Source organism: Silvibacterium sp. (assembly GCF_047605705.1).
Lineage (GTDB): Bacteria > Acidobacteriota > Terriglobia > Terriglobales > Acidobacteriaceae > Silvibacterium.
The window spans coordinates 1-20,854 of sequence record NZ_JASGFD010000046.1 but is presented as its reverse complement, the minus strand read 5'-3'; the positions used below and the strand labels follow the sequence as shown (position 1 = coordinate 20,854).

The following is a 20,854-nucleotide window of genomic DNA, read 5'->3' as shown; positions in this document are numbered from 1 at the left end:
CGGCCGAGCTGTCGCCTGCGTGTTTACGCGGCAGCAATTCTTTGGATCAGATCCTGCTGCTCCTGCTCGTTTTCGGCTCCGATGGTGAAGGCGTCGAGGACGTCGCGCCGCAGCGCGTAGCGGATAGCCTCATCCTGGCGGTGGCGCATCGCGCCCTGTCCGAGGATCTTCATGCCGATGATGCCTTTGCCCTGTGCGCGCATCTGGCGCACGATATCGGTCACCGTGTCGGGATGGTCGTCCATCACCGCGCCGATGGGGTTGAGGCGGACCAGATCGACCTCGACCCACGGCGAGGCCGCCGCGGCGCGCAAGGCCGAGATGGAGTGGCAGGAGACGCCGTGCGCGCGGATCTTGCCCTGTGCCTTGGCCTCGGAGAAGACATTCATCACGCCGCGATAGCGGGTGGTCCAGTCGTCTTCAGTGACGCAGTGGATCAGCAGGATGTCGATGTAGTCGGTGTTGAGCTCTTTCAGAAAGCGGTCGATGTCGGCTTTTGCCTCGGCCGGATCGCGGGAGTCGCACTTGGTGAGCACGACGGCCTTGTCGCGGGGAATCTGGCGCAGGGCGGCTGCGACTTCAGGGTGGCTGCCGTAGGAGTCGGCGGTATCGAAGAAGTTCAGGCCGTGTCCGTATCCCTTTAGCAGCAGCGCGATGAGGGCGCCCATGCGGGTCTGGTTCGAGCCTCCGCCGTAGCCGATGGTTCCAGTGCCCATGGCCAGGCGGCTGGTGACGATGCCGGTTTTGCCGAGGGTGACGCGATCGTGCGCGAGAGGCTTCGGCGTGGCGGGAACTTCCAGGGCCGAGCCGAGATTCGGAGAGATGCAGGCTGCGCCGAGTCCTGCCGCCGCGCCGGTGAGAAAGTCTCTGCGGTTCATGGGAACCTCGCGAGATGCGGTTGGAGGTTGGGGACGGGTACAGACGATCGGAACTGGCAGCTTACAGACGTCTCGCCGCAGCGGGGCAACACGCGAAAACAGAATGCTCCCACCCGCAGACAACCGGCAAGTGGGAGCAGGGAAAAGAGCACACAACAGGAGATATCTGGAAGGAAATATCTGGAAAGAGAATCAGGGCAGGATGAAAGCGTCGGGAGCAGGCCAGCTATTTGCTGCGGGTACCTACGATAATCAGGCCGACGCCGGCGATGAGCGAAATTCCGGCAAGGATGGGAGGAATGGGCATGGTGTTGTGCTCCTTGTGGGAGATCTGCACCGGACCCAGATCGACGTCCTTCTTCTGATGGGAGACGGTAATCCCGCCGACGGCAAAGCCGACGATGCCGAGCACGACGAGCAGAATGCCGATGATGGTGGCTGCTTTCACGGGGGAACTCCTTACATTCGGACTGGCACTGTGATGACAGCGGCTCGTGCGGGGATGTACTCCGGAGTTGAAGGCCGGAGACGGCACGGCCGCGCAGGACAGCCACCGCTCCCGGATGCCGAGCGTGGAGGGCCGGGATGGAAAAGGCGCGATTATTTTCCCCTTCACTCCCCGGCGGTCAAGCAGAATTGAACTCAGAACTGAAATACGGCGTGCGACGCGCGCCTGACAGTCTTGCTTAGGAAGGACACGCTTGGTTCACCGTTTTCACTTGTATTCCTGCCGATGGCTGCTGGTATTTTTCTGCCTTCTTTCTGTGACTGGCCTGCGGGCGCGGGCCGAGAGCTCGCCGGATAGCTCCGTTCCCGCATTGCTGGTGAGCGATGTGCATCTCGACCCGTTCCATGACCCGGCGAGGGTGAATCAGCTGGATCGCGCGCCGGTAAGCCAGTGGGCTGCGATTCTTTCGAGCCCGCTCTCGAAGACGCAGGCGCAGGATGCTGTTTCTCTGCAGGAGAACTGCCCGATTCGAGGTATCGATACGCCGTACCCGCTGTTTCGTTCGAGTCTCGATGCGATGCGCGCGCAGAAGCCGGCGCCGAAATTCATCACGGTGAGCGGCGATCTCATCTCGCATAACTTCAAGTGCCGCTATCGCACCCTGATGCCGAACGCCGCGGATGGCGCTTACGACGTTTTTGTCGAGAAGACCATCACCTTTGTGAGCGAGCAGATTCGCGCGGCTTTCCCCGGCGTGCCGGTTTACATCGCGCTGGGCAACAATGATGCGGTGTGCGACGACTACAAGCTGGATGCGAACAGCGCCTTCCTCGCCGAGGCCGGGCGCGTGCTAGGCGCGGGATTGCCGGATGCCGATAGGGCACAGGCGGAAAAACAGATCGCCATCGATGGCGATTACTCCGCGCATCTGCCTCTGCCGAAGACGCGCATCCTGGTGCTCGACGACCTGTTCTTCTCGGTGAATTACGAGGACTGCCGCAGGAGCGCCGATCCGCATCCGGCGCTGCAGCAGCTGGTGTGGCTGGAGGCGCAGCTCGCGGATGCCCGTGCGCATGGGGAAAAGATCTGGGTGATGGCGCATATTCCGCCGGGTGTGGATGTCTTCGCGACCATGATGAAGTTCCGCGCTGTCTGCCATAACGAACCCGCGCAAATGTTCCTGTCCGACTGGCTCAATACGCGGCTGATCGATCTGCTCGAGAAATATGGGGATGTGATCCGGTTAGGGATATTCGCGCACACCCATATGGATGAAATGCGACTGCTGCGCGCGGACGGCAACGGCAGCAGCGGTGGCGCGCAGACGCCCATCGCGATCAAGATGGTGCCATCCATCTCGCCGGTCAACGGCAACGCGCCTGCCTTTACGCTGGCGGCTATCAACGAGAACAGCGCCACGCTCACGGATTACCGCGTGATCACGGCGTCCAATAGCTCGGGCCTCGACACGCGATGGTCCGAGGAATACGATTTCGCCAATACTTACCATGTAAATGAATACACGCCTCAGGGCCTAGCCCCGCTGCTCGACGGGCTCGCGAAGGACGATCGTGGACAGTCCGCGACGGCGCATGCCTACATCCACAATTACTACGCGGGCGGCAGGATTCCGGCAATCGGTCTCTTCTGGTCGGAGTACCGCTGCTCGCTCGATAACACCACGGCAAAGAGCTATGCCGCCTGCGAGTGCCAGTCGGCGAAGTGAGGCCGAGGCCCGTCAACAGGAGTGCAGAAAAGACAAGAGGCCCGGGATTGCTCCCGGGCCTCTTGTCCTGTGCGGGTTGGACTTACTTCGCTGCGAGGATGTCGTCGAGCCGAGCCGGTGTTCCGTCCACGCGCTCAAGGTGCGGATAGCGCAGACCGCCGTGATAGTCGAGCGAGAGGTTGAGCACCTGATCGTCGCGCTTCACGACGAGCTTGATTGGGTCGGTGGACTTTTCGGAGGCGAGGATTGCTGCCCTCAGCTTGTCCACCGAGAAGCTTTCACCATTGATGCCGACGATCTGCGCGCCCGGAACGATGCCGGCCTTGAAGGCCACGCTGTCCCACCAGACACCGGCGATGTTGCCGTCGCCCATTACAGAGAAGCCCAGCGAGGTGGAGAAGCTTGAGCCGCGAGCTTCGCCGCCATGCTTCTGCCATTCCGGCTGCTTGTCGGTGTAGGTGAGCTTGTAGCCGCCCTGTGTAAAGCCGTTCTCCGGCACCTCGGCGTGCAGGTCATACACGCGCGTCTGCAGGAAGGTCTTCCAGTCATAGGGCTGCACGGTGTTGAGCGTCGCGATGACGTCGTCCAGCGTGTAGGTTTTGGTGATGTAGCTGCCGTTGTCGATGCCGTAGAAGAGCTTGGCGAAGTCGTCGAGCGACTTCTGTCCGTTGCTCAGCTCGCGGATCTTGGTATCGGCATCAAGCCAGATGAGCAGGCCCTCGGTGTAGTAGTCCTCGGGGCGCTGCCAGCTCACCCAGGTCACGGGCGAGCGTTGCGAGACGGTCGGCTGGTTCGTGGTGTCGACCATGGGACGCCACTTGCGGCCGGGGCTGACTTCAAAGCCAGCAGCAACGGAGGCGATAAGGTCGCGCGTCTGCTCAGGCGTACGCATGCCGGAACGGGCGGTCAGCACGAAGCCGTAGTACTGAGTCATGCCTTCGTAGACCCACAGCAGGTCGTCCTGCATGGGGACGTTGAAGTTCGGCGTCCAGAGATCGGCCGGACGGCGGAATTTCCCATCCCAGGAGTGGGTGTATTCGTGGGCGAGCAGATCGCGTCCGCCTACGCCCGCGGCCCAGTCGGTGAAGTACTTGCCGCCGGTACCGTCTTCGCTCGATTGGTGGTGCTCGAGGCCTTCGCCGCCGATGGTGTCGCTCAGCGAGAGCAGGAAGTCGTAGTGGTCGTAGTGATGCGAAGCGTAAAGCTTGGCCGCCTGCTCGATCAGCTTCTTGTGACCTTCCAGTGCCTCAGGCGAGATCGCTAGCTCCTGCGGCGTGTCGGCGAAGACGTCGAGGAAGACCTTGTTGTCCGGGCTGTTCGAGAGGTCGACGCGCTCGTAGTTCAAACCGGCATAGAGCGGCGAATCAACCAGCGTGTTGAGCGTGGTGTTCTTGAAGTGAACGGTGTCGCCGTCCTTCGACGCCGTTTCGAGCGCGGTCGCGTACTTCCAGTCCGCGGGCAGCTTCAGCGTGGGCGCGAAGGTGATCTGCCGCGAGTAGTGTCCGGCGGGGTAGAGAACGACGGTGTTCCAGGAGAGATCGATCAGCTTCGAAGAGAAGGTGACGCGGCCTTCCCGTCCGCTGATCGGTGTGAGGTACTGGAAGTTGACTTCGATCTCGGAGACACCTTCGGGCACATCGATGTGAAAGGCATAGACGTCGACGCGGTCGCGCACCCAGGTCAGGGGCTTGCCATTGGCAGTGACGACGAGGCCGGCGACCTTCGAGATCGGTCCTGTCGGCGAGTGGTTGCCGGGAATCCACTGCGGATAGAGCAGTGTGAGGCGGCCGGCCTTTACCGGGATGGTCTCATGCACATCGAGATAGCGATGCACGGTGTCCGTGGCGTCGACCAGCAGGGAGAGCGTGCCGGGATAGGGCGTATCCACTGGCGCGGCGATGGGAGGCGGCAGCGGCACGGCCTTGGGGCCGGGGGATTCGGCGAGGGCGACTTGCGAAAGAAGACCAAGAGAAAGGCCAGCAGAGAGCGCGGCAGCGCTCCAGCGCGAGCGGGAATCGATCACGGATCACTCCAGTGTGTAAATCGGATGTACCTCCACTGTATACGTCGGAGGTGGGACACTTGTACGCATCTGGCGGCACATCCGGGAAAGAATGCGGCGAAGGGATGCTGCGGGGGAATCCATTGACCGGGGATTTTGCGCGCCGTATGCTGAAAGGGTGATCGAGCGCTGCTCCCAGCTTTGTGCTCTCCCCGCCTGTTGTCGATAACAGCGCGCCCTTCTGCGTTTTCTGCCTTCCCGTTGTCTTTCTTCTGAGGATTCCCATGAAAGTTTTCCGCACAGTCGCTGCCCTTGCTGTCTCCGCATCCACCCTGTTCGCTCTGGCCGAAACTCCCACGCCCCCGACGCCTTCAACCTGGAAGGCCGATCTGCTCACCTGGCGTGCGCATCATGAGCAGGGGCTTGCTTCGCCCAACGGCTGGTTGACGCTGGTGGGGCTGGACTGGCTGAAGCCGGGCGACAATGCGATCGGCTCGGCCGCGGATAACCGTCTGCAACTCGAGGGAGTCGCTCCGGCGCATCTCGGTGTCATTGCGCTGGACGGAACCACCATTCGCCTCAAGCCTCCGGCCGGGGGATTTCCGGCGGGACTCAAGGTGAACGATGCTCCGGCGACGGAGACGACGCTCAGCGACGACGCGTCCGGGCATCCGACCGCCGTATCGATCGGCAGCATCAGCTTCTACGTAATCCATCGCGGCGATCGCTATGCGGTGCGGGTCAAGGATGCGCAAGCTCCGACGCTGGTGAACTTCCATGGGCTGCACTGGTACGAGGCGAACCCTAAGTACATCGTGAATGCGCGCTGGGTTCCGTATCATCCGCACCAGACGCTGCATGTCCCGTCGATCGTCGGCACGATCAACGAGATGGAGGCGCCGGGCGAAGCAGACTTCACCCTGGATGGTCAGACGGTGAAGCTCGTGCCGGTGATCGAGGGCCCCGGAGACAAGGAGTTGTTCTTTATCGTGCGGGATGCGACCAGCGGCAAGACCAGTTACGGCGCGGCGCGGTTTCTTTATACCGGATTTCCGGATCACGGCCTCGATCAGCCGGGCACGCTGACGATCGATTTCAACCGCCTGCAGAATCCTCCGTGCGCGTATACGCCGTATGCCACCTGCCCGCTGCCTCCGCCGCAGAACCGCCTGGCGGTTGCGCTTCCAGTGGGTGAGGAAAAATACTCCCACTAGCTTCGAGGGTGAAGTAATCAGCCAACGGTTACTTCACCAGTAAATCAAGGCTAAGTGCCTGATAGACTGATCGCACGCGAGGCTCGTCTTGAACCACGATCAGTTACGGCGTGTTTTGCCGTCAGGGCTCATCTTCATTGTTATCTTTCTGGTCGTGGTCGCGCTGCACTGGCCCCTGCTGCGCCTTCCGTATTATTGGGACGAGGCGGGCTATTACATTCCGGCGGCCTATGATTTCTTCCGAACCGGCGCGCTGATTCCTTACAGCACATTGACCAATGCGCATCCGCCGATGCCGTCTTTCTATCTGGCTCTATGGTGGAAGCTATTCGGGTTTTCTCCTCTGGTCACGCGCGTGGCGGTCAGCGCGGTTTCAAGCCTGATGTTCACCGGAGTCTGGCGGCTGGCGCTGCGGACGACCGGGCAGGCGAGTGTGGCCGCGGCAACGGTGTTCCTTACCGCGCTCTATCCGATTGTCTTCGTGCAGAGCACGCTGGCCCACGCGGACATTTTTGCCGCAGCTGCGACGGTCTGGGGTATCGCATTTCTCATCGACCGCACGGGCGTGTCTGACTGGCTTGCCGCGATCTGCTTTGCCGTGGCCGCTCTCAGCAAGGAGACGGCAGTGGTCACGCCGCTGGCGCTCGCTGTATGGGCGGCCTTCGGCGAGCCGAGGCTTCAGGGTCGGTCGGGCAGGGCAGAGGAGGGTCGTGCTGTCCGGTCCACTGCGCTCGCGCGTGCCGCGAAGCTGCTTCTACCCGTATTGCCGCTACTCTGCTGGTACGCGTATCACCGCCACAAGACGGGCTTCCTCTTCGGCAATCCCGAATACCTCCGTTACAACGCGCAGACCACGCACCAGCCGCTGCGCATTGCCCTGGCCCTGGCGCATCGCCTGCTTCACGTCACGGCGCACATGAACCTCTTTGTGCCGGTATTGCTGATGGCCGGATGCCTGCTGCTGGCGCCGCTTGAAGATGAGCACGGCGCGCAGAGGCGGCAGATTGCGCGGCTTGACCAGGCATTGTTTGCCGTCGTGCTGGGGACGAATGTGTTGCTGTTCTCGCTGGTCGGCGGCGCGCTGCTCACCCGTTACCTGCTGCCGCTTTATCCGCTCATCCTGCTGCTCTGCGTGAGCACCTTCCGCCGGCGGCTGCAGATGTGGCCCGCGCTGGTGGCCTTGAGCGCGGCGGGATTTGTCGCCGGTATCTTCGTCAATCCTCCTTATCGCTTTGCGCCCGAGGACAATCTCGCCTATCGCGATGTGATCCGATTGCACCAGGCGGCGATCCGGCAGATCACGGCGCACTATTCGCATGACGTGATCCTGACCGCATGGCCTGCGACCGATGAGCTGACCAAGCCGGAGCTTGGCTATGTGCAGCAGCCGATCCGGGTGAAGGCGATCGATAACTTTACCTTCGAGCAGATCGAGGCGGCGGCGCAGAATCCCGGCGATTACTCTACCGCATTCCTGTTCTCGACGAAGTACGATCCGCCGCGCCTGCCGATGAGCCTTGGGCCGGCGAACGAGGCGCTGGACCGTCGTTTCTTTGATTTCCATGTCGACCTGATGCCAAAGGAGGCCGCGCACCTGCTGAACGGCCAGATCGCTTGGCAGGACTATCGCAAAGGGCAGTGGGCCGCGGTGCTGACCTTCAATCGCGTAATGGACGCGAAGCTCATGCCGCCACCGTCGCGGTAAGGACCGGTCCCGCAACGCCGAAGCTGGACTCACACCCTGAAGCTGCCGCGCCACCTATAATCTTTGCTGTGCGGCTCAAGTCTTTTTCCCTCCTCCTGATCGTCGTTCTGTCTGCCATTCCGGCTGCATCGTCCCGCGCTGTGGCGCAGGAGGCGAGTGCCACAGCCAGCCGGGCGGAGGAAAAGCAGGGGCGTCTGCTGCTGGTGCTGCCATTTGCCAATCAGACAGGGCAGCAGAGCCTGGACTGGATCGGGGAAGCTGCGGCCGACATCCTCAACCGCCGTCTGAATTCGGCGGGATTTCTCAGCATCAGCCGTGGGGACCGCCTTTATGCGCTCGACCGCCTGGGGCTGCCGCTGAATCTTGCACCGTCGCGCGCAACGACGATCCGCATTGCCGAGAATCTCGATGCGGATGATGTCATCGTCGGCTCTTACACGCTCGAAAACGGCCAGCTGGGCTTCAAGGCGCAGATCCTCGATATCGGCACGCTAACGCTGAGTGCTCCGCTGACGCAGCAGGCCGAGCTGAAGAGCCTGATGGATACGCTGAACGGCCTGGCCTGGAACGTCGCTCGCAAGCTCGACCCGAGTTACGCGGTCGCCGAGCAGACCTTCCTCGCCGCCGATTCGCCGTTGCGCGTCGATGCCTTCGAGGCGTACATCCGTGGCGTGACGACGGACTCACCCACCGATCGCATTGTGCACATGCGCGAAGCGGTGCGCCTGAGCCCGAGCTTCATGCCGGCGTGGCTGGCGCTGGGCCGCGCATATTTCTCCAACCAGAATTACGATGAGGCGGCCGAGACGCTGGGGCATCTTTCGAAGGACGACCCCAATGCGCTTGAGGCCGACTTCTATCGCGGACTCGCCTTCTTTTACACGGCGAACTATATGAAGGCCGAGGATGCCTTCGCCTTTGTGAGCCTGCGCCTGCCGCTGCCCGAGGTGGTGAACAATCAGGGAGTCGCGGCCAGCCGCCGCGGACGTGATGCCGGGCCGCAGTTTCAGCAGGCTATCGCCGCGGATCCGCGCGACGAGGATTATCACTTCAACTTGGCGGTGGCGCTCCGCAAGCGCAATGACATTCCCGGCGCGATCCGCGAGATCGATGCCGCGTTGAAGCTTCGCCCGCTCGACAGCGAGGCGCAGACCTTCTCGACGCAGCTCAAGGACCCGAGCACGATCAAGGTGAACCCCGATCCGGGGAAGGCCATCGTGGATGACAGCCTGCCGCTCGAGCGCATCAAGCGTTCTTACAGCGAGACGAGCTTCCGCCAGGCGGCGTTCGAGATGGAGCAGCTACAGTCGGCGAGGCTGGCCGCGCTGCCTCCTGCTGCACAGGCGGCTTCCCTGGTGAAGGATGGTGAGCAGTTCCTGAACCGCGGCCTCATTCTCGAGGCAGAGCGCGAGTTCCAGTCCGCCCTGCACGCCGACCCCAACTCCGCTGCTGCGCACGAGGGGCTGGCCGAAGTTCGCGAACACAGCCGCGATGTGGATGCGGCGCGGCAGGAGGCGCAGAAGTCGCTCACGCTGCAGCCGAATGTGCCGGCACACCTGGTGCTTGCGCGTCTTGACCTGGCGACGAACCAGCTTGCACCCGCGGCCAGCGAGGTGAGCGCGGCGCTGAAAATCGATCCGAACAATGCGAATGCGAAGGGCATGAAGCAGGCCGTCGAGGCGCGGGGACAGCAGGTTCCATGATGTTCTCGGGGCGAAAGGCACGGCCAGCAGCGGCGTTCGTCGTCCTCGCCCTCGTTTTCCTGTCGGTTTGGGTGATAGGGAAGCCTGGCCGCGCGCTATCGCCGGAAACTACCCCGAGCGAAACGCCTGCGGTAGCCGTGCTCGATCTCGACGACACGATCCAGCCGATCAGCGAGGACTTCGTAACACGAGGCATCGCTGTTGCAGCCTCCCATCATGCGGAAGTTCTGGTGATTGAGCTGAACACGCCAGGTGGTTTGCTCGACACGACACGTTCGCTCGTCGGGAAGCTGCTGGCGTCGCCGGTGCCTGTGGTGGTTTATGTCGGGCCAGCGGGTAGTCGCGCAGGTTCGGCAGGATTCTTCCTGCTCGAGGCGGCGGATGTGGCCGCAATGGCTCCGGGCACGAATGCGGGCGCTTCGCATCCGGTGGTTGAGGGCGGCAAACTCGATCCGCTGATGAAGGAGAAGCTCGAAAACGATACGACGGCGTTCCTGCGGTCCTTTGTCTCCAAGCGCGGCCGCAACGTGGATGCCGCGCAGGATGCGGTATTGCATTCGAAGTCCTATACCGAGCGTGAAGCGCTGGATCTGCATCTGATCGACACCGTCCAGCCGGATCTGACGTCACTGCTTCAGTCGCTCGATGGCCGCACGGTGACTCGCTTCGATGGCCGCACGATTTTGCTGCATACCGGGCATGCGAGGCTTGTTCGCGTGCAGCCGACGCTGCGCGAGGCGATTCTCGATCGCCTGATGGATCCGAACCTTGCCGTGCTGATTCTCGTGCTGGGTGGGCTGCTGATTTATGTCGAATTCAATGCGCCGGGGACGATCATCCCCGGTGCGCTGGGAACGCTTCTGCTGATGACCGCGCTTTTTGCGCTGAATCTGCTGCCGGTGCATTACACCTCGGTGATGTTGCTGGTGGCATCCTTTGCGCTGCTGCTGCTCGAGGCGAAATTTCCCAGCCATGGTGTGCTGGCGGTTGCGGGGATTGTAGCGCTGATCTTCGGCACGCTCACGCTGGTCACCGCGCCTATCCCGGAACTTGAGGTGCATCTGGCCACAGCGCTGGCCTGCGGCGTGGCCTTCGGGTTGATCACCACGGTGCTGGTGCGCATTGCCATCCGTGCGCGGCAGAACAAGATTGTCACCGGCCCCGAAGCGATGGTTGGATGGACCGGCCTCGCGCAGGAGGACTTCACATCCTTCGGAGAAGCCGCTCAGCGCGGACAGATCCTCATCCACGGCGAATTGTGGCTGGCGGAGGCTGTGGCGGACAGCCGCCCGATGATTCACAACGGCGACGGTGTGCGAGTTCTCGCCATTCGCGGCCTGCTGCTGTTGGTGGAGCGGGTTCCCGGCGCGCTTCCTGGCCTCGGATGAGACACCTGTGCCTCGAAATGCTGGGATACAATCGCAGGCGGGTGGCCTGAGATGCTTGGTGTTCCAGCTCTGATCCTGATTTTTGCCGTTGGCTTTTACCTCGTCAGCTCCATCAAGATTCTCCGCGAGTATGAGCGCGGAGTCGTCTTCCGCCTGGGACGTGCGCTGCCACAGCCCAAGGGGCCGGGCGTGATCCTCATCTTTCGCCCGCTGGACCAGATGGTGCGCGTCTCGCTGCGGCAGGAAGTGCTGGAAGTGCCGCCGCAGGATGTGATCACGCACGACAACGTCACCATCAAGGTAAATGCGGTCATCACGCTGCGCGTGCTTAACCCGGCGAAGGCTGTGATCGAAGTCTCGAATTACGTCTACCAGACCTCGCAGTTTGCGCAGACGACACTGCGTTCGGTGCTGGGCGAGGTGGAACTCGACGGGCTGCTCTCTCATCGAGAGCAACTGAACCAGCGCATCCAGAGCATCATCGACCAGCGCACTGAGCCGTGGGGCGTGAAGGTGGTCAGCGTCGAGGTGAAGCAGGTCGACCTGCCGGAGTCCATGCTGCGGGCGATGGCCAAGCAGGCCGAGGCCGAGCGCGAGAAGCGGTCGAAGATCATCAACGCCGAGGGGGAATACGCAGCCGCGCAGAAGCTGGTGGAAGCGGGAAACCTGCTGGCGCAGCAGCCGATCACGCTGCAGCTCAAGTATCTGCAGACGCTCACCGATATCGGTGTGGAGAAGAACACTACGGTGGTGTTTCCGCTGCCGGTAGAGTTGATGTCCTTGTTAAATAAATTTGCCGGGCAGCCACCGGCAGCGGAAAAGAACTCCGCGACGGAAAGCTAGAAAGAACAGGAAACGCTTATGCGATCGATCCTCGAAGACGAAGAAGAAGATATCCGCCACTCGGACACCGAAATCACCCTGGGCATAAAGTCGCTGCTGGGCGTGTTCTTTGGCGCGGTGCTGGTGTGCGGCGTCTTCTTCGGTCTCGGGTATTCGATGGGGCGTGGCAGCGGACGCGCGGCGCAGGAAGCAGCCTCGTCCGCAGGCTCATCCTCGACGGCGAAGCAGAGCGCTGGCGAAGACAGTGGCAGCGCGCCGTTGAAGGAGACAATCGCCTCGGCAGACGGTAGTTCGCCTGCAAGTGACACGAACTCCGAGACAAGTTCTACGGCAAGTCCGGAAGCAAGCGAGCCCGCGACGAAGCCCGGTGCTGCTGTGGCAGGTAATCCTGCATATGATTATGTGCCTACACCGAATGGACCGGCCCGCCGTCCGGCAGGTGCGCCTGTAGCTGGTGACGGAACGTCCTCTGTACATGCAGCGAAGCCTTCAGCTGGGGTAGAAGAGACCGCACCGCAAAGACCGGCGGCGCAGCCCGCCGCGGTTCAGCAGGCGAGCCTTCAGGCTGTTCCCACTCCTCCTGTGCAGCAGCCGCATGCGCAGCCGGCTGCACTGACGACCACGACAGCCCCGGCCGGAGCCGGGACGATCATGGTGCAGATTGCGGCGGTCTCGCGGAATGAGGATGCCAGCATCCTTGTGGGCGCGCTGAAGAAGCACGGCTATAACGCCACGATGCGGACCGATCCGCGCGACAACCTCGTGCATGTGCAGGTGGGGCCGTTTGCCAGCAAGGACGAGGCCCGTGCCATGCGGTCGCGCCTGCTGGCCGATGGCTACAACGCGATCCTCAAGTAACTCAATCGTTCGCGGCTTCGTCGCTGCGCATCCACTCCGGCAGTCCAGAGGCGATAGCGGAGCGCACGGCTTCCATCAGGGCTTCGCGCGTTGCGTAATCCTTTGGATGAATCGGCGCATGAAACTGCACGCGCGCGGTGCCTGGATAGAGCCGCAGGCTGCCTTTCTTCATCATGGATTCGGTGCCTGAGATCGAAACGGGCACGATGAGCGCGCCGGTTTCCATCGCGAGATAGAAAGGCCCTTTCTTGAAGGGCAGCAGGCGCCCGCTGCGCGAACGTGTGCCTTCGACGAACGAGAGCACATCGACGCCCGAGGCCATGACGCGCGCAGCCTCTTCCACGCTCGCCTTTGCGCTCTCCACGCGGCCATCGCGATCGACAGGGATGAAGCTGGCAAGCCTCATCCCGTAGCCGAGAAGCGGCAGCTTTGTGAGCGAGCGCTTGATGAAGACGGAGACTCGCTTCGGAAACAGCGGCAACAGGATCGGCGGATCGAGATTCGAGATGTGATTTGCGAGGAAGAGATAGCGCTGTGAAGGTTCGAGCGGCGTGCGCCATTCGGCCTCGATGCGGATGCCCGCTGCGCGCGTCCCCAGGCGCATGATGCGCATGGCCCACCGGTAGACGAGCGAGATGTCGCCGGTAAGGAGCGTCCACGGGATGCCGACGATCGCCGCCGGGATCGTCAGCACCGCATAGATGAAGAGAATGGTGAGCGCGGGCAGCATGGCGAGTTACGCCTGGGTCTCGATTCCTGCTGCTGCCTGCGCGCGCAGACGCTGCGGAAGCTTCTCGTAGATGCCGTCGAAGCCGCCATTCGAGAGGATGGCGACAATATCGCCGGAGCGCAGGCGTGGTGCGATGCTTGCCACGATTTCGTTGGCGTTCTGATGCAATTCTGCCGGGATGCTGCGCGCATTGAGGCCGCGCACCACCGCTTCGGGATGAAGCCGCTCGGCTTCGGGAATGTTCTCCGATTTGAAGATGCCCGCGAGTACAACTTCATCTGCAATTGCGAGCGAATCGATGAGTTCGTGTTCGAAGACATTGCGGCGCAGTGTGTTCGAACGCGGTTCGAGCACAGCCCACAGGCGCGCGCCGGGATTGGCCTCACGCAGGGCTCGCAGCGTCTCACGGATGGCGGTTGGGTGGTGCGCGAAGTCATCGATGATGGTGATGCCGTCGATGACTGCTTTCACTTCGAGGCGGCGTTTTACGCTGCGGAAGGTGGCAAGCGCCTCGACGATCGATTCGAGTGGCACACCCTGGCCCGCGGCCAGTGCAGCGGCGGCGGTCGCGTTGAGCACGTTATGCGCGCCGGCTACGGGCAGCGAGAACTCAGCCCAGGGTTCACCGGAGCGGAGCATCTTCCATCGTGACTGGTTGCCGTTGTGCGTCAGGCCTGTGACCTGCCACATCGAAGTGGGCTCGAAACCGTAACGCTCGACGTTACAAAAGGCGCGGCTCAGGCATTCCGTTACGTTCGGTGCGCCGTCGAAGGCGACGATGCGTCCCCGGCGCGGGACAAGGTTTACGAGACGCTTGAACGCTGTCTTTACCGCGTCGAGATCCTTGTAGATATCGGCATGGTCGAACTCGACATGGGTGAGGATCAGCGCGTCGGGGAAGTAGTGCATGAACTTCGGACCCTTATCGAAGAAGGCGGTGTCGTATTCATCGCCTTCGAGGATGAAGGGCTTGCCATCCTGAAGCTGGAAGCTGGTAGCGAAGTTCTCAGCAATGCCGCCGATAAGGAAGGACGGCGTAAGCTCTGCGTGCCTGCGTGCGGCGACGGCGTAAATCCACGCGAGCATGCTGGTGGTCGTCGTCTTGCCGTGCGTGCCGGAGACGACCAGTGACTCGCGCCCGCGCAGGAATTCATCGTGAATGACGGCAGCCATCGAGGTAAAGGGGATACGCTGGTCGAGCACATACTCAAGCTCGATATTGCCGCGCGAGATGGCGTTGCCGACGATGACGAGGTCCGGGTGCGGCTGGAGGTTTGCTTCGGAAAACGGTTCGGAGACGGGGATCTGCAGGCTTGCAAGCAGGTCGGACATGGGGGGATAGGCCGCCTGGTCAGAGCCCGTAACGCGATGTCCCTTGAGTTGCAGCAGCCCGGCGATGGAGGCCATGGCGGTGCCGCAGATTCCGATGAGATGAATGTGTTTCCTGTCCGGCATATTTGTCACAATCTTGATTACGAATATAGAGGGTTAGTCGACAGCCGGCTCGAGGTACTCGAGAACGGGGTCTTCCTCGGCGGAGAGCACAGCCGAGATGCCGAGCGGCAGCGTCACATTGCCGCGCGAGACGTGTCCCGAGCGCAGGCCAATGGCGATGGGGCCTTCGAACCAGTCGAAGACGCGGAGGATGACCTCGTCGAGCAGCTTTGGATTCGCGCCGGGTGAGACACAGTCGAGCATCTCGCCGAAGATGAAGCCGGTGACACCGTCGAACTTGCCAGCGAGCACCATCTGGCGCAGCATACGGTCGATCTGGTAAGGCTTGGCGCCGATGTCTTCGAGGAAGAGCAGGCTGTTCTCAGTCTGCGGAGCAAAGGGCGTGCCGAGCGTGGAGACGAGCATGCTGAGGCAGCCACCGCGCACCACGCCCTGCGCGCGGCCGGGCTTCAGGATGCGCAGGCCCTGGGCCTCGCCTGCAAGCACCTGCCCACCGGTGAGCGCATCGGAGAAGCTGGCCTCGTCGACGCCGTCATTGCGATAGAGATCGGCTGCGACCATGGGGCCGTGAAAGCCGATGAGGCCGGTCTGATCGAGCAGGTAGCTCTGGAGGATGGTGAGGTCGCTGTAGCCGAAAAACGGCTTTGGATTGTCGGCGATGAGGTCGACGTCGAGGTCTTCGAGGAGGTAATTCGATCCGTAACCGCCACGGGTACAAAAGATGGCTTCGATATCGGGATCGGCGAAGGCTTCGTGGAGATCGGAGAGACGTTCTTCGACGGTGCCGGAGAAATAAGGGGCTTCACGGCCGGCGGCGTGCGGATAGAGGACCGGCTGATAGCCGTAGTGGCTCAGAGCGGCGATGCCGCCTTCGATGCGCTCGCCCTTGGCGCTGCTTGCGGGCGCAACGACCGCGACCTTCGCTCCGGGAGCGATGGCCGCGGGCTTGAGCGGTTGCTGGATCACCAGGCTTCTCCGGTGCAGATGAGGTCGGCCGGTCCGGTGAGGACGATTTCCTCATCGCGGCCCGGCCAGTTGATGCGCTGTTCTCCGCCGGGCGCAACCACGCGCAGCGCAGGCTCGCCATTGCGCGTGGCGATGGTGGCTGCGGCGGTGGCGCAGGTACCGGTGCCGGAGGAGGTCGTGGGGCCGACGCCGCGCTCGAAGATGCGGATGGCGATGTGGCTCAAATCATGGATGTGCACGAACTCGACGTTGGTCTGCTCGGGGAAGTCCGCGTGGAAGCAGATTTCCCGGCCCAGCTCTTCCCATGTGCGATTGTAGGCGGTGAAGCTCGCATCACCGACGAAGATGACGAAGTGCGGGTTGCCGGTAGAGACCACGACACCTTCGACTGGGGTGCCATCCGCAAGCGTCACGATGCGCTTTGCGACCTGCGGCACGCCCATGGGCGCGGCGAACTCGTAGTGGTGGCCTTCGGCCTTGACGAGCGTGCAGGTACGGATGCCGGCATCCGTGTCGATTTCGATGGTGGTGCCGGGCGCGACCGGCAATCCGGTCTTCTGTTCGATCTGATGCACCATCCATGCCGCGACGCAGCGCGTGCCGTTGCCGGAGATCTCGGCGATGGAGCCGTCGGCGTTGGCCAGGCGGATGCTGCCGGAGCTGCCGCCGGTCCACTCGAGGAATTCGACGCCGTCCGCGCCGACGCTGGTGTGGCGGTTGCAGAGGTGTACGGCGAGGGCCGTGTCGCAGGCGCCTTCCACGATCAGAAAATCATTGCCGCAGGCATGGGCCTTGGCGAAAAACGTCATTCTGTTTCTTTCCTTGAGCTTTCGTTCATTTGTATCAGTCGTCTTCCTGGCTGCGGAAGGTGTGAACCTGCTCGATGGCAGGCGAGTCCTTGAGCATGGCGAGGAGACGGCGATGGATGCGATAGGTAGCGGCAACTTCAAACGAGAGACGCCGCACATCGCCGAGCGAATCATCGCACACTTCACTGAGGCGTCGCTGCACGTGGTCCATGGAGTTGAGGATCGCGAGCCGCATGCCCTGATCGTCACTGCCGCGGGTTTCGTAGACCACGGTGTAGGACTTGAGATTGCCGCTGCGTTCGAGAATGCCGACGACTTCGAGCGTAAGGATCACGAGCACGGCCGAGAGCACCGCCGGTGCGTAGAGTCCTGCTCCGCAGGCCATGCCGATGGAGGCGACAGCCCATACCGTAGCGGCGCTGGTGAGACCGCTTATGCGGTCGCGGTTGTGGAGGATGAGGCCGGCGCCAAGGAAGCCGATGCCCTGCACGACATTCGAGGCGATCTGGCCCTTGTTCGTGCTGCCTTCGCCGGCGACGATCGAGGAGAGGAAGGTAAAGAGTGCCGCGCCGAAGCAGATAAGCAGATTCGTGCGGATGCCGGAGGGCTTGTGGTGCGCCTCGCGATCCACGCCGATGATGCCGCCGAGGAAGGCGGCAAGCAGCAGGCGGGCCATCACGCCGCTCGTCAGATGCCATTGCTGCGGATTGCTGAAGCTGAGCATGTGCCCGGGCTCCTGCAGCGCAGCGATGGCGGCGAGCGGCGTTGTCGGCAAAAACTTCATTTCTGCGTGATGCTACCACCCGCGGCATGGCGGTTGGACTGATAAATGCGCACGCAGGGTTGATCAGTCGAGCACACGATGTTGATGAGCGTGAGATTCTGCGGATGCGCGGCCACGGCTTTCGCCACCGGATCGTTATCGGTGGTGATGACGTAGTCGGCAGAGGCCGCAGGGTTCTTCAGCGCGGGTGTCCACTCGTAGTAGTCCGACTCGTTGATGGTGTGCTTCAGCGGGATGCCAGCCTGCTGGTACGCGCCGGGGTGCTCGGAGGTGTAGGCGAGGATGGTCGCATTCTCCGGCAGCACGGCCAGAGCGCGCGCGTAAGCAGCCTCATAGGGCACGCGGCTGCGCGAGTTGTTGATGGCTTCGCCGAGGACCAGAGGTGTCTTCTTCGCGAGGGTAACGTCGCTCGCCAGCAGCAGCACGATGAAGGCCCACGGCAGGTACGGTGCGGCGACGGGCCAGCGCTTCTTCAGCACGCCTGCAAGCCAGGCTACGAAGAAGGCCAGCGCCAGCGCGAAGACCGGCAGCATCTCCATGCCGTAGCGGACGTTATAAAACGAGTGCGGCCACCATAGCGGGATGAAGATCGGCACATAGCCGTATGCGACCGAATACGCGTAGAACGGCGCCGGAACCCACAGCAGCAGCGCGGGCAGGATGCCGGCCTTGCGCCACTTCCAGGCGGCAGCAAGGGTACCGGCCACGGCCAAAGTAAGCAGCAGGTTGGCGCACTGCGCGATGACGGCTCCGAGTTCGGCAGCCTTGAGGAAGTAGAGCTCGGCGACCGGCATGCTGTGCCAGCCGGGATAGTGCGGGGAGCCGGGCTTGGTGGTGCGGGCGTCGATGGCCTTGGCCGAGTACGGGCCGCGCATGAAGTCGAGCGGATCGCCGAACTGCTTCGCGCAATAGCCCATCCACACGAGCGGAGCCACGGCGACCATCACGGTGAAGAGTACGAAGGCGCCCCCGGTGCGGGTCTGCCAGCGATCGCGGCGCAGCATGGGCAGCAGGGCAATGACCCAGGCGAAGGCGGCGAAGATCCATCCGTCGTAGCGGGTGAAGACCGCGCCGACAAGCACGGCTCCGCAGAGGACCAGCAGGCGCGAGGCGCGGGCGTGATCGTTCGATTCCAGTTCGCGGCGATATTCGACCAGCAGCAGCACGGCCCAGATCATCTCCGCGAGGAAGAGCGGCTCGTTCATCGCCGTGGCCTGCATATAGAGGAGGCCGGGGTTCAACGCGAAGAGCGCAAGGGCGACGAAGGAGAACTGCGGCGAAAGCCATTGGCGCGCGAGACGATAGAGGCCTGCGACACCGAGGACGTAGGCGCCCATCGAAGGGAAGGCCCCGGCGATGCCCGTCTGCCACCAGCCCATGCGCCAGATGAAGGGCAGCAGCAGCAGGTGTGGGAGCGGCAGCCACACTGAGCCCATCTGCCGGAAGCCGGGCTCGATGGAGTCGATGAGCCGGCGCGCGATGTGCATGTGCGCGACCGCGTCGCCATAGAGCAGCAGGAGCTGGTGCGAATAGCTGTAAGAGAGCGCGAGGAGCGCAATGAGCAGGAAGCTCCAGGCGACGACGAAGGTCTCGCCGCGAAGGGCGAGCTTCTCCTGCTGGGCCGGGCTGAGCTCAGAGACGTCAATCCCGCGGCGGCGCTGGTTGCGCAGCCGCGGGTTGTTCACGGTGACGGACTTCGTAGGTTTACTCAAGGTGCGAGAGTTCGCGGAAGAGCGCAAAGCGCTCCTCGATTTCCTTTCGATCGAGCTGCTGGAGGCGTTCGGTGCCGAACTTCTCGACGGCGAAGGATCCCATTACGCCGCCGTAGAACATGGCCTTCTTAAAGATCGACGGAGTGAGCTCGGGTTGCGACGCAATGTAGCCGAAAAATCCTCCGGCAAAGGAGTCGCCTGCGCCGGTGGGGTCGACGACCTCGGACAGCGGCAGGGCCGGTGCGCGGAAGGGCAGGAAGACCTGCTTGGGCTGGTTGGGGAAGGAGCGGTCGCTGAAGAAGGCCGTCGCGCCGTATTCGCCGTGCTTGACGACCAGGCTCTTCGGTCCGAGCGCGAGGATCTTCTTCGCGGCGAGGACGAGGTTGCTGTCCTTTGCGAGCAGCTTCGCCTCGGTGTCGTTGATCAACAGGCCGTCGATACCCTTGAGCATCTTCTCGAGGTTGGCGCGGTGATCGTTGATCCAGTAATTCATGGTGTCGCCGCAGACCAGCTTCACGCGCGGCATCTTTGCGCGCACGTCGACCTGCAGGACGGGATCGATGTTTGCCAGGAAGAGGAACTCGCTGTCCTCATACGCGGCCGGGATCTTCGGGGTGAAGCTCTGAAAGACGTTCAGCTCGGTCTTGAGCGTCTGCGCCTCGTTCAGGTTGGTCATGTACGATCCGGCCCAGAAGAAGCTCTTGCCCTCGACATGCTCGATGCCGAGCGTGTCGATGCCGCGATTCGTCAGTACTGCTTCATTTTCGGCGGTGAAGTCCTCGCCGACGACGCCGATGACGCGCACATCTGTGAAATAGCTGGCGGCGAGCGAGAAATACGTCGCTGCCCCGCCAAGGACACGCTCTACCTTGCCGGACGGCGTCTCGATGCCGTCAAAGGCCACACTGCCGACTACCAGAATCGCCATGCTTATCCCTTTTCGCTTTCGTTCAGATACTTGCCGAGGATCAGGTCCAGCTTCTTCTTTGTTTCGGCAGGAATCGCGGCGCGGTCGGTGAGGATGGCGTATTTCGAGGCAGAGGCGCAGGCGCAGGCGCGCTCCGTGGGCATGGCGGCGACGGCGGACTTGACCACCAGCGCTGCGTTGGTCGCGTTCTGGTGCAGCACGGCGACGATCTGGTCGACGGTCACGTCGTCGTGGCCCTCATGCCAGCAGTCGTAGTCGGTGACCATGGCGATGGTCGCATAGCAGATCTCGGCTTCGCGGGCGAGCTTGGCCTCTTGCAGGTTGGTCATGCCGATGACGTCGGCGCCCCAGCTGCGATAAAGGTTCGACTCGGCGCGCGTGGAGAACTGCGGACCTTCCATACAGACATAGGTGCCGCCACGCTTGCCTACCACGTTCTGTGCGGCGCAGGCTTCTTCGGCGGTCTTCGCGACGGTGGCGCAGACCGGATCGCCGAAGGCTACGTGACCGACGATGCCTTCACCGAAGAAGGTCGAAACACGGTGGAAGGTGCGGTCGATGAACTGGTCGGGAATCACGAAGTCGGTAGGCTTGTGCTCTTCCTTGAGCGAGCCCACGGCGGAGACGGAGAGGATGCGCTCAACGCCGAGAGCCTTCATCGCGTAGATGTTCGCGCGGAAGTTCAGCTCCGAGGGTAGGATGCGG

General features: G+C 62.6%; 18 protein-coding genes. 7 read left to right on the top strand and 11 right to left on the bottom strand.

Features of this window, described 5'->3' with window-relative positions; translation table 11 throughout:
- Positions 1–23 precede the first annotated feature (23 nt).
- Together QM649_RS15490 and QM649_RS15485 are read right to left on the bottom strand one after the other, a co-directional pair.
- On the bottom strand, positions 24–878 hold the full coding sequence (locus QM649_RS15490; protein WP_415199964.1) for an aldo/keto reductase: 855 nt from the start codon (positions 876–878) through the stop codon (positions 24–26).
- A 226-nt stretch (positions 879–1,104) separates the two neighbouring features.
- The gene (locus QM649_RS15485) at positions 1,105–1,326 is read right to left on the bottom strand and encodes a DUF3185 domain-containing protein (RefSeq protein WP_415199963.1); all 222 of its coding nucleotides are present in this window, start codon (positions 1,324–1,326) and stop codon (positions 1,105–1,107) included.
- A gap of 253 nt (positions 1,327–1,579) precedes the next feature.
- Here QM649_RS15485 and QM649_RS15480 point away from each other — a divergent pair, with 253 nt between their 5' ends.
- A complete protein-coding gene (locus tag QM649_RS15480; RefSeq protein WP_415199962.1) occupies positions 1,580–3,052 on the top strand; it encodes a metallophosphoesterase in 1,473 nt (490 codons plus the stop codon).
- A gap of 82 nt (positions 3,053–3,134) precedes the next feature.
- Here QM649_RS15480 and QM649_RS15475 read toward each other — a convergent pair whose 3' ends face one another.
- A complete protein-coding gene (locus tag QM649_RS15475) occupies positions 3,135–5,075 on the bottom strand; it encodes a M61 family metallopeptidase (RefSeq protein WP_415199961.1) in 1,941 nt (646 codons plus the stop codon).
- A gap of 263 nt (positions 5,076–5,338) precedes the next feature.
- Here QM649_RS15475 and QM649_RS15470 point away from each other — a divergent pair, with 263 nt between their 5' ends.
- The 6 genes from QM649_RS15470 to QM649_RS15445 all read left to right on the top strand — a co-directional run bounded on the left by QM649_RS15470 (position 5,339) and on the right by QM649_RS15445 (position 12,765).
- Complete coding sequence (locus QM649_RS15470) at positions 5,339–6,268, top strand: DUF1684 domain-containing protein (RefSeq protein WP_415199960.1); 930 nt, start codon at positions 5,339–5,341, stop codon at positions 6,266–6,268.
- A gap of 88 nt (positions 6,269–6,356) precedes the next feature.
- Positions 6,357–7,973: a glycosyltransferase family 39 protein gene (locus QM649_RS15465; RefSeq protein WP_415199959.1), complete on the top strand. Its 1,617-nt coding sequence runs from the start codon at positions 6,357–6,359 to the stop codon at positions 7,971–7,973.
- 68 nt (positions 7,974–8,041) lie between these two features.
- Complete coding sequence (locus tag QM649_RS15460; protein WP_415199958.1) at positions 8,042–9,676, top strand: tetratricopeptide repeat protein; 1,635 nt, start codon at positions 8,042–8,044, stop codon at positions 9,674–9,676.
- On the top strand, positions 9,673–11,064 hold the full coding sequence (locus QM649_RS15455) for an NfeD family protein (protein ID WP_415199957.1): 1,392 nt from the start codon (positions 9,673–9,675) through the stop codon (positions 11,062–11,064). Before QM649_RS15460 ends, QM649_RS15455 begins: the two co-directional genes overlap by 4 nt.
- A 51-nt stretch (positions 11,065–11,115) precedes the next feature.
- Positions 11,116–11,907, top strand: a complete 792-nt coding sequence (locus tag QM649_RS15450; RefSeq protein WP_415199956.1) for a slipin family protein — start codon at positions 11,116–11,118, stop codon at positions 11,905–11,907.
- An 18-nt stretch (positions 11,908–11,925) separates the two neighbouring features.
- On the top strand, positions 11,926–12,765 hold the full coding sequence (locus QM649_RS15445) for an SPOR domain-containing protein (protein WP_415199955.1): 840 nt from the start codon (positions 11,926–11,928) through the stop codon (positions 12,763–12,765).
- Position 12,766: 1 nt separating this feature from the next.
- On the opposite strand, the gene QM649_RS15440 is transcribed toward QM649_RS15445, so the two are convergent.
- From QM649_RS15440 to QM649_RS15405, 8 genes are all read right to left on the bottom strand, one after another.
- Complete coding sequence (locus QM649_RS15440; protein WP_415199954.1) at positions 12,767–13,495, bottom strand: lysophospholipid acyltransferase family protein; 729 nt, start codon at positions 13,493–13,495, stop codon at positions 12,767–12,769.
- 6 nt (positions 13,496–13,501) lie between these two features.
- Positions 13,502–14,950 (bottom strand): UDP-N-acetylmuramate:L-alanyl-gamma-D-glutamyl-meso-diaminopimelate ligase, encoded by a 1,449-nt coding sequence (gene mpl, locus QM649_RS15435; RefSeq protein WP_415199953.1) that lies wholly within the window; start codon positions 14,948–14,950, stop codon positions 13,502–13,504.
- Between the two features lie 33 nt (positions 14,951–14,983).
- Positions 14,984–15,916, bottom strand: coding sequence for a S66 peptidase family protein (locus tag QM649_RS15430; RefSeq protein WP_415199952.1), 933 nt, complete (start codon positions 15,914–15,916; stop codon positions 14,984–14,986).
- Positions 15,913–16,725, bottom strand: coding sequence for a diaminopimelate epimerase (dapF, locus tag QM649_RS15425; RefSeq protein WP_415199951.1), 813 nt, complete (start codon positions 16,723–16,725; stop codon positions 15,913–15,915). The genes QM649_RS15430 and dapF overlap by 4 nt, the downstream gene beginning before the upstream one ends.
- A gap of 34 nt (positions 16,726–16,759) precedes the next feature.
- Positions 16,760–17,509: an MgtC/SapB family protein gene (locus tag QM649_RS15420; protein WP_415199950.1), complete on the bottom strand. Its 750-nt coding sequence runs from the start codon at positions 17,507–17,509 to the stop codon at positions 16,760–16,762.
- The gene (locus tag QM649_RS15415) at positions 17,506–19,221 is read right to left on the bottom strand and encodes an ArnT family glycosyltransferase (RefSeq protein ID WP_415199949.1); all 1,716 of its coding nucleotides are present in this window, start codon (positions 19,219–19,221) and stop codon (positions 17,506–17,508) included. Before QM649_RS15415 ends, QM649_RS15420 begins: the two co-directional genes overlap by 4 nt.
- The gene (locus QM649_RS15410) at positions 19,214–20,149 is read right to left on the bottom strand and encodes a PfkB family carbohydrate kinase (protein ID WP_415199948.1); all 936 of its coding nucleotides are present in this window, start codon (positions 20,147–20,149) and stop codon (positions 19,214–19,216) included. The genes QM649_RS15415 and QM649_RS15410 overlap by 8 nt, the downstream gene beginning before the upstream one ends.
- Before the next feature lie 2 nt (positions 20,150–20,151).
- Positions 20,152–20,854, bottom strand: a 703-nt coding sequence (locus QM649_RS15405) for an S-methyl-5'-thioadenosine phosphorylase (RefSeq protein WP_415199947.1), incomplete at its 5' end; no start/stop codon positions are given.

Bases quoted from the DNA above. Each gene is read 5' to 3' on its own strand.
- QM649_RS15490 (WP_415199964.1), bottom strand. From the start codon at position 878: ATGAACCGCAGAGACTTTCTCACCGGCGCGGCGGCAGGACTCGGCGCA.
- QM649_RS15470 (WP_415199960.1), top strand. From the start codon at position 5,339: ATGAAAGTTTTCCGCACAGTCGCTGCCCTTGCTGTCTCCGCATCCACC.
- QM649_RS15455 (WP_415199957.1), top strand. From the start codon at position 9,673: ATGATGTTCTCGGGGCGAAAGGCACGGCCAGCAGCGGCGTTCGTCGTC.
- QM649_RS15450 (WP_415199956.1), top strand. From the start codon at position 11,116: ATGCTTGGTGTTCCAGCTCTGATCCTGATTTTTGCCGTTGGCTTTTAC.
- QM649_RS15445 (WP_415199955.1), top strand. From the start codon at position 11,926: ATGCGATCGATCCTCGAAGACGAAGAAGAAGATATCCGCCACTCGGAC.
- QM649_RS15440 (WP_415199954.1), bottom strand. From the start codon at position 13,495: ATGCTGCCCGCGCTCACCATTCTCTTCATCTATGCGGTGCTGACGATC.
- mpl (WP_415199953.1), bottom strand. From the start codon at position 14,950: ATGCCGGACAGGAAACACATTCATCTCATCGGAATCTGCGGCACCGCC.
- dapF (WP_415199951.1), bottom strand. From the start codon at position 16,725: ATGACGTTTTTCGCCAAGGCCCATGCCTGCGGCAATGATTTTCTGATC.
- QM649_RS15420 (WP_415199950.1), bottom strand. From the start codon at position 17,509: ATGAAGTTTTTGCCGACAACGCCGCTCGCCGCCATCGCTGCGCTGCAG.
- QM649_RS15410 (WP_415199948.1), bottom strand. From the start codon at position 20,149: ATGGCGATTCTGGTAGTCGGCAGTGTGGCCTTTGACGGCATCGAGACG.